The sequence below is a fragment of the Streptomyces sp. NPDC001604 genome (genome assembly GCF_042893475.1).
GTDB lineage: Bacteria > Actinomycetota > Actinomycetes > Streptomycetales > Streptomycetaceae > Streptomyces.
Genome location: NZ_JBIAUY010000016.1, coordinates 72,422 through 85,831, shown reverse-complemented (window position 1 = coordinate 85,831; position 13,410 = coordinate 72,422). Strand labels below are relative to the sequence as shown.

Annotated in this window: 13 protein-coding genes; 5 read left to right on the top strand and 8 right to left on the bottom strand. The window is 71.9% G+C overall.

Annotated features, from left to right (window positions below; all coding sequences use genetic code 11):
* Position 1 precedes the first annotated feature (1 nt).
* Both ectA and ACFY1E_RS34305 read right to left on the bottom strand, forming a co-directional pair.
* Positions 2-508, bottom strand: a complete 507-nt coding sequence (gene ectA, locus ACFY1E_RS34310; RefSeq protein WP_389083002.1) for a diaminobutyrate acetyltransferase — start codon at positions 506-508, stop codon at positions 2-4.
* 470 nt (positions 509-978) lie between these two features.
* Positions 979-2,079 carry a pyridoxal-phosphate-dependent aminotransferase family protein gene (locus tag ACFY1E_RS34305; RefSeq protein ID WP_389083000.1) on the bottom strand — a complete coding sequence of 367 codons (1,101 nt, stop codon included), beginning with the start codon at positions 2,077-2,079 and terminating at the stop codon, positions 979-981.
* Between the two features lie 189 nt (positions 2,080-2,268).
* On the opposite strand from ACFY1E_RS34305, the gene ACFY1E_RS34300 reads away from it, so the two are divergent.
* The 5 genes from ACFY1E_RS34300 to ACFY1E_RS34280 all read left to right on the top strand — a co-directional run bounded on the left by ACFY1E_RS34300 (position 2,269) and on the right by ACFY1E_RS34280 (position 6,981).
* Positions 2,269-3,126, top strand: a complete 858-nt coding sequence (locus ACFY1E_RS34300; RefSeq protein WP_389082997.1) for a transporter substrate-binding domain-containing protein — start codon at positions 2,269-2,271, stop codon at positions 3,124-3,126.
* 3 nt (positions 3,127-3,129) lie between these two features.
* Positions 3,130-3,966: an amino acid ABC transporter permease gene (locus ACFY1E_RS34295; RefSeq protein ID WP_389082995.1), complete on the top strand. Its 837-nt coding sequence runs from the start codon at positions 3,130-3,132 to the stop codon at positions 3,964-3,966.
* The gene (locus ACFY1E_RS34290) at positions 3,963-4,754 is read left to right on the top strand and encodes an amino acid ABC transporter ATP-binding protein (protein ID WP_389082992.1); all 792 of its coding nucleotides are present in this window, start codon (positions 3,963-3,965) and stop codon (positions 4,752-4,754) included. Before ACFY1E_RS34295 ends, ACFY1E_RS34290 begins: the two co-directional genes overlap by 4 nt.
* Positions 4,755-4,775: 21 nt before the next feature.
* Entirely contained in the window at positions 4,776-5,867 is a 1,092-nt protein-coding gene (locus tag ACFY1E_RS34285; RefSeq protein ID WP_389082990.1) for an amidohydrolase family protein, read from the top strand.
* 187 nt (positions 5,868-6,054) lie between these two features.
* A complete protein-coding gene (locus ACFY1E_RS34280) occupies positions 6,055-6,981 on the top strand; it encodes an SCO1860 family LAETG-anchored protein (protein ID WP_389082987.1) in 927 nt (308 codons plus the stop codon).
* 77 nt (positions 6,982-7,058) lie between these two features.
* Here the strand turns inward: ACFY1E_RS34280 and cobC are convergent, their stop codons facing one another.
* From cobC to cobM, 6 genes are read right to left on the bottom strand one after another with little or no spacing between them, the layout of a single operon-like run.
* Entirely contained in the window at positions 7,059-8,117 is a 1,059-nt protein-coding gene (gene cobC / locus ACFY1E_RS34275; RefSeq protein WP_389082985.1) for an Rv2231c family pyridoxal phosphate-dependent protein CobC, read from the bottom strand.
* Positions 8,107-9,033: a sirohydrochlorin chelatase gene (locus ACFY1E_RS34270; protein ID WP_389082982.1), complete on the bottom strand. Its 927-nt coding sequence runs from the start codon at positions 9,031-9,033 to the stop codon at positions 8,107-8,109. The genes cobC and ACFY1E_RS34270 overlap by 11 nt, the downstream gene beginning before the upstream one ends.
* Positions 9,030-9,620, bottom strand: a complete 591-nt coding sequence (locus ACFY1E_RS34265; protein ID WP_389082980.1) for a precorrin-8X methylmutase — start codon at positions 9,618-9,620, stop codon at positions 9,030-9,032. The genes ACFY1E_RS34270 and ACFY1E_RS34265 overlap by 4 nt, the downstream gene beginning before the upstream one ends.
* The gene (gene cobJ / locus ACFY1E_RS34260; RefSeq protein ID WP_389082978.1) at positions 9,617-11,308 is read right to left on the bottom strand and encodes a precorrin-3B C(17)-methyltransferase; all 1,692 of its coding nucleotides are present in this window, start codon (positions 11,306-11,308) and stop codon (positions 9,617-9,619) included. Before cobJ ends, ACFY1E_RS34265 begins: the two co-directional genes overlap by 4 nt.
* A complete protein-coding gene (cbiE, locus tag ACFY1E_RS34255) occupies positions 11,305-12,543 on the bottom strand; it encodes a precorrin-6y C5,15-methyltransferase (decarboxylating) subunit CbiE (RefSeq protein WP_389082976.1) in 1,239 nt (412 codons plus the stop codon). The genes cobJ and cbiE overlap by 4 nt, the downstream gene beginning before the upstream one ends.
* On the bottom strand, positions 12,540-13,358 hold the full coding sequence (gene cobM, locus ACFY1E_RS34250; protein ID WP_389082974.1) for a precorrin-4 C(11)-methyltransferase: 819 nt from the start codon (positions 13,356-13,358) through the stop codon (positions 12,540-12,542). Before cobM ends, cbiE begins: the two co-directional genes overlap by 4 nt.
* Positions 13,359-13,410 lie beyond the last annotated feature (52 nt).

The following is a 13,410-nucleotide window of genomic DNA, read 5'->3' as shown; positions in this document are numbered from 1 at the left end:
GTCAGAGGGAAAGGGGACCGATCCGGTACAGGACTTCGGGGTCGTGCGGCCCGTCGGGGAACAGGCCCTCGTCGAACAGCATTTCGCGCTCCACGAGGGCGCCGTGCCGCTCGGCGAACGAGGTGAACAGGCGCTCGGAGCCGGTGTTGCCGGGCGTGATGGTGGTCTCGACGGCGGTGATCCGGTGCGCGGCGCCGGCCCGCGCGACGACGCCGTCGAGCAGGGCGCCGGCCAGGCCGCGCCCGCGGTAAGCCTCGTCCACGGCCACCTGCCACACCAGCAGGGTGCGCGGGCGGTCCGGCCGTACGTACGCGGTGACGAAGCCGACCGGCTCCCCGCGCTCGTCGCGGGCCACGGCCGAAGTGGCCGCGAAGTCGCGACACCACAGCAGATAGCTGTACGACGAGTTCAGGTCGAGGGCCTTCGAGTCCTTGGCAATCCGCCACAACGCGGCTCCGTCCGCGACCTGCGGACGGTCGATGTGCAGATCTGCTTGAGCGGCAGTCATGCGGATTGAATTTACCGAGGGAAATTCGAAATTGCATCGCTGGAGAGGGTTACGAACGGCGGCCTTGTGTGTTATCACGCGGGCGCGAGCGGTCGCATGAGGTGGAGGCGATACCTGGGGTATTGTCCGGAAAATACGGGGCAAATCGACCGCGATGTGTAACGCGTCACAAGCATGTAACCCCCACGAGATCTGCCCGAATTCCCCCGCTTGGTGTTCGCGAAATCTTTGCGTTTAGGGCGAGGAAAAGCGGGCAGAAGAATACGGGAAGCTGTGCAGAAGTGAATTCCTGAATTGCATCCGGAGTTTGGCCTGGAATTAGAAGCCGGTCACCCCGTCGATCCGTTCCCGCGGACGGGTTGAGTTGTCTGAGCGGGATTCAGCCCCTCCGGCGTTTGAGGAGCGGGGGTCCGGGGGCCGGCCCCCGGTACGAGACGGGTAGGGGCGGCGGGGGCGAAGAAGTCCGGCGGTCACCCCCAGCTCTGCTCCACGGCCCGCCGAGTCCCCGCAAGATCAACCGTCAGCCCCAGCTCCGCCAGCGCACCGCCCAGCGCCGCCAGGCAGGACTGCACCACCCCCACCGAAGCATCGGTCCCATAGTGATTGACCCGAACCATCTCCTTGGCCAACGCACCCCCACCCGCCGCCAACGGCAGCGAAGGCTCACCCTCCAGCGCCCGAGCCACCACCTCCGACGCCACCACCCCGGCAGGCACCCTCAGCGTCGTGGCCACCGGCGCAGCCTCCCGCGCCTCGTACACATACGGCTCCAGCCCCCCACCCAGAGCCACCGCCCCCGCCCGGGTCGCCGCCGCGGCCGCCGCATGCCGGGCCATGACGGCGTCCAGCCCCACCGTCTCGATCCGCTCGACACACGCCTCCAGCGCCAGCATCTCCAACTGTGCAGGCGCATGCAGCAGCGCCTTCCGGCCGCCGTCGACCCACCGCTCCTTCCAGTCGAGGAGCGACAGATACGACCGACGCGGCGCCCCCGGATTGGCGGCCATCCGCGCCCACGCCCGCTCGCTCACCGACACCGCCGACACCCCCGCCGGCCCGCCCATCGCCTTCTGCGCCCCGATGACGCACAGATCCACACCCCACGCGTCCGGCAGCACCGGCTCGGCCCCGACGGAGGCGACGGCGTCCAGATAGAACAGCGCCCCCTGCTCCCGGACGACCTCCCCGATCTCCGCGACCGGGTTGGTGTTGCCGGTCGCCGCCTCCGCATGTACCAGCGACACGAAGTCGATCTCGGGACGCTCGGCGAACGCGGCCCGGATCTGCTCGGCGGTGACCGCCGTGTGGAAGGGCACGGCGAGGTCGATGACGGTCGCCCCGCAGTCCCGCAGCCAGTTCCCGAAGGTCTGCCCGTACGGACCCGTGATGACGTTCAGTGCCACCGTCCCCGGCCCGGCGGCCGCGCGGATCGCCCCCTCCAGCGGCAGCAGCGCCTCGCCCTGCATGATCACGACGTCCTGCTCGGTGCCGAGGAGTCGCGCCACCCGGTCCTCGATCGACGCGAAGTGCGCGGCGCTCATCGGGGGCAGATCGAGGAAAGGGTGGGTCACGGCGGTGCTCTCTTCGCTCACGAGTGGTCGGCTCGGTCGAGGGTATCCACCACCCGTGACCCCACTCCCGCCCCTCCTGCCACTTGCGACTTCTTAGGCCGGACAGCCCCGCAACCATCGGTTTGATTTGAGAGACCCAAACATCTCCTTATAATCGGAACCCTCAGTTCCCACACAGGAGGCCACCCCGTGAAGACGTTCTCCGGGCGCCGGACCCGCATTCTGGCCGCCACCACCGCGACGGCCGGGCTGGTGCTCGTGGCTGCCTGCACGTCCACCGGCAACGGTGGCGGCGGGAGCAAGACCGCCGCAGGCGGGGTCGAACTCGTCAAGGCCGGACAGCTCACCACCTGCACCCACCTGCCGTACCCGCCCTTCCAGTCGGAGATCAACGGCAAGGTGCAGGGCTTCGACGTGTCGCTGATCGACCTGGTGGCCAAGGACCTGGGCGTCAAGCAGCAGATCCTCGACACGCCCTTCGAGAACTTCAAGACCGGCGCGTTCCTCAACTCCGGTGAGTGCGACGTGGCCGCGGCCGGCATGACCATCACCGCCGAGCGCAAGAAGAACGTCGACTTCTCGGACCCGTACTTCGACGCCACCCAGGCCCTCCTGGTCGACAAGAGCAGCGGCATCACCTCGCTCGCCGACGCGAAGGCCAAGAAGGTCAAGCTGGGCGCCCAGGCGCAGACCACCGGCGAGGACTACGCGAAGAAGCAGGGCTTCGACCCGGTCTCCTTCGAGTCCTCCGACGCCGTCCTCAACGGCCTGCGCACCGGCCAGGTCAAGGCCGTCATCATCGACTACCCGGTGGTCCAGGGCTGGCTCAAGGACAAGGCCAACGCGGACAAGTTCAAGGTCGCCGACAACCTCAACACCGGTGAGCAGTACGGCTTCACGGTGAAGAAGGGCAACACCAAGCTCCTCGCCGCCATCAACAAGGCGATCAAGGACGCCAAGGCGGACGGCACGTACAAGAAGCTGTACGAGAAGTGGATCGGCCCGTACAACCCCTCCGCCGCCTCCCCGTCCCCCGCCGCGTCCTGACCCATGACCACCGACACGGACGTACAACTCCCGCCCCGGAAAAAGGGCCTGACGCGCAGTCAGAAGCGCAGTCTGTCACGCGGCGCGCAGTACGTCGTCTTCGTCGCCGCCGTGATCGCCTTCGCGGTCTCGGCGGACTGGGGGCGGCTGAAGAACCAGTTCGCGCAGGGCAGCATCGCCCGGCAGATGTTCCCGGACGTCATCACGATGGCGCTGAAGAACACCGTGCTGTACACGCTGTCCGGGTTCGTCGTCGGCCTGGCGCTCGGCATGGTGATCGCGCTGATGCGGCTGTCGTCGGTGGGCCCGTACCGCTGGCTGGCCGGCATCTACATCGAGATCTTCCGCGGCCTGCCCGCCCTGCTGATCTTCATCTTCATCGGGGTCGCCGTCCCGCTGGCCTTCCCCGGCACGGAGATCGTCGGCGGCACCTACGGCAAGGTGGCCCTGGCACTCGGCCTGGTCGCCGCCGCCTACATGGCCGAGACGATCCGCGCGGGCATCCAGGCGGTGCCCAAGGGCCAGATGGAGGCGGCCCGTTCACTGGGCTTCTCGCCGGGCCGCGCCATGGTCTCGATCATCATCCCGCAGGCCTTCCGCATCATCCTGCCGCCGCTGACCAACGAGCTCGTCCTGCTCTTCAAGGACTCCTCGCTCGTCCTGTTCCTCGGTGTCACCCTGGAGGAGCGCGAACTGTCCAAGTACGGCCGTGACCTGGCCAGTACGACCGCCAACTCCACGCCGATCCTGGTCGCGGGCCTGTGCTACCTGCTGATCACCATTCCGCTCGGCTTCGTCGTACGCCGTATGGAGGCGAAGGCCCAGGAGGCCGTCAAATGAGCCGTCCGGAAATCGAAGTACGCGGCCTGCACAAGTCCTTCGGCGACAACGAGGTGCTGCGCGGCATCGACCTGGAGATCGGCCAGGGCGAGGTCGTCTGCGTCATCGGCCCGTCAGGCTCGGGCAAGTCGACCCTCCTGCGCTGTGTGAACCTGCTGGAGGAGCCCACCAAGGGCCAGGTCTTCGTGGGCGGCACCGAACTCACCGACCCCGACGTCGACATCGACGCCGTACGCCGCCGTATCGGCATGGTCTTCCAGCAGTTCAACCTCTTCCCGCACCTCACGGTGACCGAGAACCTCACGCTGCCGCAGCGCCGGGTGCTTCGGCGGGACAAGGCGAAGGCCGCGCAGGTGGCCGCCGAGAACCTGGCGCGCGTGGGCCTCTCCGAGAAGGCGGACGCCTACCCCGCCTCCCTCTCCGGCGGCCAGCAGCAGCGCGTGGCGATCGCCCGCTCGCTGTCCATGGGCCCCGAGGTGATGCTGTTCGACGAGCCGACCTCGGCACTCGACCCCGAGCTGGTCGGGGACGTCCTGGCCGTGATGCGCATGCTCGCCGACGAGGGCATGACCATGATGGTCGTCACGCACGAGATGACCTTCGCCCGCGAGGTCGCCGACCGGGTCGTCTTCATGGACGGCGGCACGATCGTCGAGGACGGCACGCCCGACCAGGTCATCGGCAACCCGAGCCATGAGCGCACCCGCCATTTCCTGTCCCGGCTCCTCGACCCGGCGATGGCCCAGGTGGAGGAGGAGACCTCGGACCAGGTGGGCAAGGCCGACTAGCCGGTCACTAAGGTGCGGTACATGAGCGATCGCGCGGTGCTGCACGTGAAGGGCCGGGTCCTCGTCGGGCCCGAGGACGTCCGGGACGAGCTGTGGGTGGTCGACGGCCGCATCTCCTACGGACGCCCCGGCGGCGCGGACGACATCCGTACCGTCGAGGGCTGGGCCCTCCCCGGGCTCGTCGACGCCCACTGCCACGTGGGCCTCGGCCCGCACGGGCCGGTCGAGCAGGACGTCGCCGAGAAGCAGGCGCTCACCGACCGCGAGGCGGGCACCCTGCTCATCCGTGACGCGGGCTCGCCCTCGGACACCCGCTGGGTCGACGAGCGCGAGGACCTCCCGAAGATCATCCGCGCCGGACGCCACATCGCCCGCACCCGCCGCTACATGCGGGGCTACGCCTGGGAGATCGAGCCGGACGAACTGACCGCCTACGTCGCCCAGGAGGCCCGCCGCGGCGACGGCTGGGTGAAGCTGGTCGGCGACTGGATCGACCGCGACCTCGGCGACCTGGCCCCCAGCTGGCCCCGGGAGGCCGTGGAAGCGGCCATCGCCGAGGCCCACCGCCTCGGCGCCCGCGTCACCGCGCACTGCTTCGCCGAGAACTCCCTCCAGGACCTGGTCGAGGCCGGCATCGACTGCATCGAGCACGCCACGGGCCTGACCGACGATCTGATCCCCCTCTTCGCCGCGCGCGGCGTCGCGATCGTCCCGACCCTCGTCAACATCGCGACCTTCCCGCAGCTCGCCGACGGCGGCGAGGAGAAGTTCCCCAAGTGGTCGGCCCATATGCGGCGGCTCCACGAACGCCGCTACGACACCGTCCGCAACGCCTACGACGCCGGCATCCCCGTCTACGTCGGCACCGACGCCGGCGGCCACCTCGCGCACGGCCTGGTGGCGGGCGAGGTGGCGGAGCTGGTCACCGCCGGCATCCCGCCCGTCGAGGCACTGTCGGCGACCACCTGGGGCGCGCGGAAGTGGCTCGGCCGGCCCGGCCTGGAGGAGGGGGCCCCGGCCGACCTCGTGGTGTACGAGAGCGATCCACGGGCCGACGTACGTGTACTCGAGGCCCCACGGCGGGTAGTGGTGAACGGACACGTCGTCGGCTAGCCGAGCCGGTCGACGCGGGGCGCTGGGCGATACGGCGGTGAAAGCGTGGAACGCCTGTGCCTGGGGATTCGAAAATGTTCACGGCGAACGCACGATGGGGTGAAGTGGCGCCGGAATGGCGTCAGGGCACCCCTGGTGCGCAATTCTTGACGGGTCCCGAGCAAGAATCCTCTGAGGGGTCCCCACCTTGAACGGCAAGAACTTCCGCATGCCCGCACGCCGTCTCGCCACCGTCGCGACGGCCACGGCCCTCGCCGCAGGTCCCGCGGCGCTGGCCGGCGCGGGCGCCGCGCACGCGACCGGCGACCAGGGCCGGGCGAGCGCCGTCGTCCTGCGCACCGGGCTCGACGTGTCCCTGCTCAACAAGACCGTGAACGTCCCCCTCTCGGTCTCGCTCAACCAGGTCGAGGCGCCCGAGAGCGCCGAGAAGACGGCGCTGAGCGCCGAGCTGGACGGCGTGAACGGCGGCAGGCCCTTCAGCGTGCTGGACGCGAGGACGGCGAAGTCCGCGGCGAGCGTCACCTCCGCCAGGGCCGAGGGCTACACCAACCTCGCCCACGCCAGCGTCCACGTCCCCGGGCTGCCGCTGCTGTCCCTCATCGAGCTGGAGCAGGTCACCTCGAAGGCGGTCTGCGAGGCCGGGAAGAAGCCCGTCGCCTCCTCGAACCTGGGCGGCTCGGTGACCGTCCTGGGGAAGAAGGTCACTCTGACGACCGGCGGTACCACGGAGGTCAAGGCGGCCGGCATCGGTGAGGTGCGTCTCGACCTGTCGAGGACGGAGACGACGTCGCGTACCGCCGCCGCCACCGCCCTCGAACTCAAGGTGTCCGTCAACCCGTTGAAGCTGAACGTGGCCGAGGTCGAGGGTACCCTCACCCTCGCGAAGGCGACCTGCGAGGCCCCCGCGGGGGCGGTGCAGTCGTCGGGGGCGACCGGCACGGGCACGGACCCCGCCCCCGCGGGCGGCTCGGGCGGCGCCAAGGCGCAGGGCGGGGAGTCCGGGCTTGCCGAGACCGGCGGTAGCTCCATGACGCCGTACATCGCCGGTGGGGCGATCGCCCTGGTCGTGGCGGGCGGCGGAGCGGTTGCGCTGGCGCGGCGGAGCCGGAGCTAGGCGCTCCGCTGGGGGCGGGGATGTGCGGTCGTTCGTCTGCCGGTGCGTTGTGGCTGGTCGCGCAGTTCCCCGCGCCCCTAAAGGGGCGCCAGGGTCAGCGCCCGGTCCAGTGCCTGGAGGAACGTGTTGACCGTCGTCCTGTCCCGCACCGCCAGGCGCAGCCACTCCTCGCCCAGGCCCGGGAATGTGTCGCCGCGGCGCACCGCGAAGCCCAGGTCCCGCAGGTGCCCGCGTACGGCGGCTGCCCGGGGCAGTCGTATGAGGACGAAGGGGCCCTCGGCGGGCTGTGTCACGTGCAGTCCGGCCGAGGTGAACTTGCCGAGGCCGGTGATGAGATGGGCTCGGTCGGCGGCGATGCGGTGGGCCGCGTGTGCTGCCTCCGCCAGGGCCTGCGGTCCCATGCAGGCCTCGGCGGCGGCCAGCGCGGGGGTGGACACCGGCCACAGGGGCTGGGCGCGCTCCAGTTCGGCGATCGTCTCGGGGGCGGCGAGAACGTAGCCGATCCGCAGGCCGGCCAGCCCCCAGGTCTTGGTGAGGCTGCGCAGGACCACCAGCCCCGGCACGTCCGTCCGCCCCGCCAGGGCTTCCCGCTCACCCGGCACCGCGTCCATGAACGCCTCGTCCACGACCAACGTCCGCCCGGGACGGGCGAGTCGGGCAGTGGACGCGGCCGGGTGCAGGACGGACGTCGGGTTCGTCGGGTTGCCGATCACCACCAGGTCCGCGTCCTCGGGGACCGCCGCCGGGTCGAGACGGAAGCCGTCCTCCTCGCGCAGCAGCACCCGGTCCACCGTGTGGCCCGCGTCCCGCAGCGCCGCCTCCGGCTCCGTGAACTGCGGGTGCACGACGACCGGCCGCCGTACCTTCAGGGCGCGGGCGAGCAGCACGAAGGCCTCGGCGGCACCGGCCGTCAGCAGCACCCGCTCCACCGGCAGGCCGTGCCGTGCCGCCACCGCCGTCCGCGCGGCCCGTCCGTCCGGATAGGCCGCGAGGGAGCCGAGCGAGCCCGCGATGCGCTCGCGCAGCCAGGCGGGCGGGGTGTCCGCCCGGACGTTCACCGCCAGGTCGACCAGGGCCGAGCCGTCGTCGCGCACCTCGGCGTCACCGTGGTGACGGAGATCGTGCTCAGTGCGCATGGGCGTGTCCGCCGTGGTGGTGGTGACCGTGGTGATGGTGACCGTCGTCGTCCGGGTGGAAGTGCGGCTGCTGCGGCAGCCCCACCTTGTCCTCGAAGCCCGGCAGCGCGATCCGGTACACGCACGAGTCGCAGTTCATGCGCAGATCACCCTTGACGGCCTCCTCGTACCGCTCCATCACCAGATCGAGCAGCTCCGGCTCCGGGCCGATGACGTCCGCGGAGCGCACCTCGACCTCCGGGTGCGCGGCCGCCCAGCCCTCCGTCTGCTGCCGCACCCGGTCCGGCAGGATGCCGGTGAACAGGAAGTAGGGGAGGACGACGATCCGGCGCGCCCCCAGCTTCGCGCAGCGGTCCAGGCCGCTCGGCACGTCCGGCGCCGCCAGCGACACGAACGCCGTCTCCACGCCCGCGTATCCGCGCCCCTCCCACAGCAGCCGCGCCGCCTTGTACACCTCGGCGTTGGCGTCCGGGTCGGTCGACCCGCGCCCCACCAGCAGCACGGTCACGTCGGCCCGGTCCTGAGGCGTCCGCGCGGTCCCGCCGAGCGCCTCGTCCAGCCGCCGTTCCAGGACCTTCAGCAGCGAGGGGTGCGGGCCCAGCGGACGCCCGTACGTGTAGGAGATCCCCGGGTGGCGCTCCTTCTCGCGGGACAGGGCCGCGGGGATGTCGCCCTTGGCGTGCCCGGCGGAGACCAGCATCAGCGGTACGGCGGCGAAACGCCGTACTCCCCGCTCCACCAGTTCGGCGACCGCCTCGCCGAGCGGGGGCGGCGACAGCTCGATGAAGCCGCCCGCGACGGGCAGGTCGGGGTGGCGGTCGCCCAGCTGCCGTACGAAGTCGCGGAACGCCTCGGCTCCGGCCTCGTCCCGGGTGCCGTGACCGGCGATGAGCAGGGCGGGCGGCGGGGTGGTCACGATGTCTCCTCGGAGTACGAAGTAGGGTGGTACAGCAGGGCGTTCAGGGCGGCCGACGCGACCGCGGAGCCGCCCTTCTCGGACACGTTGCTGACGGCGGGCAGTCCGCTCTCGCGCAACGCGGCCTTGGACTCGACCGCGCCGACGAAGCCGACGGGCAGGCCGATGACGAGGGCGGGGGCGGCGTCCAGGGTCAGCAGCTCCTCCAGGGCGGTCGGCGCGTTGCCGATCACCCAGAGGGCGCCCGGACCGACCTGCTCGTAGGCGAGCCGTATCGCGTGCGCCGAACGGGTCAGTCCGGGACCGGCGACGGCGTCCCTGAGCCGGCACACCGTCTCGCGCCGGGTGATCCCGGCCGCGACCATCTCCACGTCCACGACGACGGGCGCCCCGCCGTGCAGCGCGGCGTACGCCTTTTCCAGGGCGGCCTCGTCCATGACGAGATCCGTCGCGTAGTCGAGGTCGGCGGCGGAGTGCACGACCCGCTCCACCACCGCCCGCGTCAGCGGCGGGAAGTGCGAGGTGTCCAGGCGGGCCCGCAGCCGCCGGTAGGACTCCAACTCGATGGGATGGACCACACGGTTCACCGGTCGGCCTCCTGCCAGCGGTAGCCGCGCGGCGTCACCATGCGCCCCGCGATCTCACGGGTCGCCGTGTTGCCCACCGTCACGACCGTCATCATGTCGACCGTCGCCGGGTCCAGGGAGCCCAGGTCGGTCACCCGGCTGGATTCGTCCGGCCGGGACGCGTTCCGTACGACACCGACCGGCGTCGTCGGCTCGCGGTGCTCCGCGAGGATCGCGAGCGCCTTCGGCAGCTGCCAGTCCCGGCCGCGGGAACGGGGGTTGTAGAAGGTCACCACGAGGTCCGCCTCGGCCGCGGCCCGCACCCGCCGCTCGATGACCTCCCACGGCGTGTGCAGGTCGGAGAGGCTGATGGACACGTGGTCGTGGCCCAGCGGCGCGCCCAGAATCGCCCCGGCCGCGAGCGCCGCGGTGACGCCCGGTACACCGATCACGTCGATGTCGTCGGAGGCCTCGGCGAGCGCGGGGGAGGCCATGGCGTACACGCCGGCGTCGCCGCTGCCGATCAGCGCGACCGCCTGACCCTTCCGGGCCTCGGCGACCGCGCTCCGGGCCCGCTCCTCCTCGGCGCCGAGCCCGGACTCCAGGATCCGGGTGCCGGGCTGCAGCAGGTCGCGGATCTGGTCGACGTACTGGTCGAGCCCGACGAGCACGGAGGCGCGCCGCAGTTCGGCGGTGGCCCGCGGGGTGAGCAGATCGCGGGCGCCGGGGCCGAGCCCGACCACCGCGAGCCGCCCGCGCGCCGCACGTCGTACGACGGCGCAGGTCGCCATCGAGGCGTGCCCGTCCGCACGGGCCGACTTCCGCTTGGGGACGAGGAGTTCACCGCCGCGGGCGAGTGCGGAGGCCTCGGCGACCGACGGAGTGCCCACGGCGTTGAGCGGGGCGTCGGAGGGGTTGGGGACCTCGACCGTCGCCAACTCCTCGGCGGAGTACGTCACCAGGGGCACCCCGAGCTGCGCGGCTGCCTCGATGATGCCGGGCTCCTCGCGCTTGGCGTCCACGGTGGCGAGTTCGGCGACGCTACGGGGAGACAGTCCCGCGTCCCGCAACGCGCTCTCGACCAGCCCGAGCACCTCGTCGGCCGGGGCGCCCTTGGACGCTCCGACGCCGACGACGAGGGACGGCGGACGCAGCAGCACCTCACCGTCGGCGGCTTCGACCGCGCGGTCCGTCAGCCGGACGGTCCGCGTGCCCTCCGCCGCGAACGGCAGCGGCGGCAGCGGCCACGCCACTTCGGCGTCCAGCGCGACCGGATCGCCGTCCAGCAGCGCCCGCGTCACACCGGCCACGTCGCCTTCCACCGGGAGGCCGAGCGTGTCCAGGCCGGGGATCCCGACGGCATCCGTCGCCGTGGTCACCACGGGCTCGGCACCCAGCAACTCGCCCACGTGCTCGGCGAGTTCATTGGCCCCGCCCCCGTGCCCGCCCACCAGCGACACGGCGAACCGCCCGCCCTCGTCGACGCACACCACACCGGGGTCGCTCTTCTTGTCCCCCAGCAGGGGCGCCACGAGCCGGACCACCGCGCCCGTGGCCAGGAAACACACGAGCTGCTCGCACTCCGCGAACGCGGCCCGTACGGCGTCCCCGACGGGACCCTCGTACACCCGCGTGCGGTCCGGCCACGCCGCGGCCAGCCGGTCGCGCGCCGCCGCCCCCGCCGCGGTGGCGGAAATGAGGCCGATCACAGGGCAACTCCTTCATGAGAAACGGGGGTTCTGGCCCCCCACAGCAGGAAAACCGGATTGGTCGCCGCCAGCCGGGTCACGTCCCCCGGCAGCGGTGCCAGCCGCGAGGACTGCAGCAGCACCCCGTCGCAGTCCAACCCGGCCTCGGTGAGCGCCGTGCGCACCGCGGGCACCCGGTCCAGCGCGGCCATGGCGACCACGACCGTGCGCCGGGCCCGCCGCGCGCACGCACGCACGATGTCCGGCAGTTCGCGCCCGCCGCCGCCCACGAACACGGCGTCGGGATCGTCGAGTTGATCCAGAGCGTCCGGCGCCGCCTCGTGCACCACGTGCACGTCGACGCCGTGCGCACCGGCGTTGGCGCGGATCCGCTCCACCCCGTCCGGGGCCTTCTCGACGGCGCTGACGGCGGCGCCCAGCCGCGCGCACTCCACGGCCACGGAACCGGAGCCGGAGCCGACGTCCCAGACCAGGTCGCCGGGGCGCGGCCCGAGCCGGGCCAGGGCCAGCGCCCGTACCTCGAACTTGGTGATCATCGAGTCGCGGTGCGCGAACCCGCCCTCGTCCAAGGCCCACCCGGAGGGCCCTACGGCCGCCCCGGCGAGCGTCCGTACGGGACCGAGCGCCCGCGTCTCGTCCAGGCACAGGACGACACTCACCGCCGTCCCCCAGTCGCGGCGCGCTGCCTCGGCGGGGGAGACCCGCTCCAGGCGCTCCTCGTCGGAGCCCAGCGCGGAGGCGACGACGAGGACCCGGCCGGGTGAGGTGCGGGCGAGTGCGGCGCCCAACTCGGCCGGACCGGCGCCGGGCCCGGTCAGCACGGCCACCTTCGGGTGCGCCCGGCACACGTTGACGGCCGTCCGCGGATCCCGCCCGTGCGCGCTGACGACGACCGCGTCGTCCCAGGTCAGCCCCAGCCGCGCGAAGGCGGTGGCCACGGACGAGACACCCGGGCGTACGTCCAGACGTTCCGCGCCGAACCGCTCGGCCAGCGCCCGTACGATCCCGAAGAACCCGGGGTCGCCGGAGGCCAGCACGACCACCCGCCGGTCCTTGCCGACGTACTCCTCCATGGCGTCCAGGGCGGGCGCCAGCGGCCCGAGCACGATCCGCTCGGCCGCCTCGGGCAGCCGTACGGCGTCCAGGTGCCGTCGCCCGCCCACGACGAGCTCGGCCCCCGCCACCGCTTCGAGGGGAACGGGCGCACCCGTCCCCGTACCGACGACCGTGATCACGTACTGGCACCCCGCGCACGCAGGGCCCTGCGGGCCTCCGGGTCGGCCTTGCGGTAGCCGTGGAAGTGGCCCGGGTGGTACAGGTGCGAGCGGGTGCCCTCGGCGTCCAGCGCCGGGCCGACCAGGAAGAGGGTGTGCTTCCAGAGCTTGTGCTCCTTGACCGTCTCCTCCAGCGTCCCGATCGTGCACCGCACGATGAGCTCCTCCGGCCAGGTCGCCTGGTACGCGACGACGACCGGCGTGGACGTCGGATAGCCGCCCTCCAGCAGCTCCCGCACCAGCTGCCCGCTGCGCGCGGCGGACAGGAAGATCGCCATGGTGGTGCCGTGCTTGGCGAACTCCCGCACCTCCTCACCGGGCGGCATCGGCGTCTTGCCGCCGCCGAGCCGGGTCAGCACCACGGACTGCGCGACCTCCGGGATGGTCAACTCGCGCTGCGCGAGCGCGGCGACGGCCGAGAACGCGGACACACCGGGCACGACCTCCGTCTCGATGCCGATCCGCGCACACCGGTCGAGCTGCTCCTGCGTACCGCCCCACAGAGCGGGATCCCCGGAGTGGATACGGGCGACCTTCAGGCCGGTGTGCTGAGCCCGCTCGTAGACGGCGACGACGTCCTCAAGCGACATCGTCGCCGAGTCGAGGATCTCCGCGTCCTCGCGCGCGTGCTCGAGGACCTCCGCCTGCACCAGGCTCGCCGCCCAGATCACGACGTCGGCCTCGGCGATCGCACGCGCGGCACGGAACGTCAACAGGTCGGCGGCGCCGGGGCCGGCACCGACGAAGGTCACCTTGCCGGTGGGGGCATCGGCCATGGGAACGGTCCTCTCTAGCAAAGCGCTGGGGTCTGGCTCTTGGTGTCGTGTC

Excerpts from the sequence above, each read along its gene's own strand:
- ectA (WP_389083002.1), bottom strand. The coding sequence starts at position 508 with ATGACTGCCGCTCAAGCAGATCTGCACATCGACCGTCCGCAGGTCGCG.
- ACFY1E_RS34290 (WP_389082992.1), top strand. The coding sequence starts at position 3,963 with ATGAGCCGTCCGGAAATCGAAGTACGCGGCCTGCACAAGTCCTTCGGC.
- cobM (WP_389082974.1), bottom strand. The coding sequence starts at position 13,358 with ATGGCCGATGCCCCCACCGGCAAGGTGACCTTCGTCGGTGCCGGCCCC.
- cobC (WP_389082985.1), bottom strand. The coding sequence starts at position 8,117 with ATGCGCACTGAGCACGATCTCCGTCACCACGGTGACGCCGAGGTGCGC.
- ACFY1E_RS34285 (WP_389082990.1), top strand. The coding sequence starts at position 4,776 with ATGAGCGATCGCGCGGTGCTGCACGTGAAGGGCCGGGTCCTCGTCGGG.
- ACFY1E_RS34295 (WP_389082995.1), top strand. The coding sequence starts at position 3,130 with ATGACCACCGACACGGACGTACAACTCCCGCCCCGGAAAAAGGGCCTG.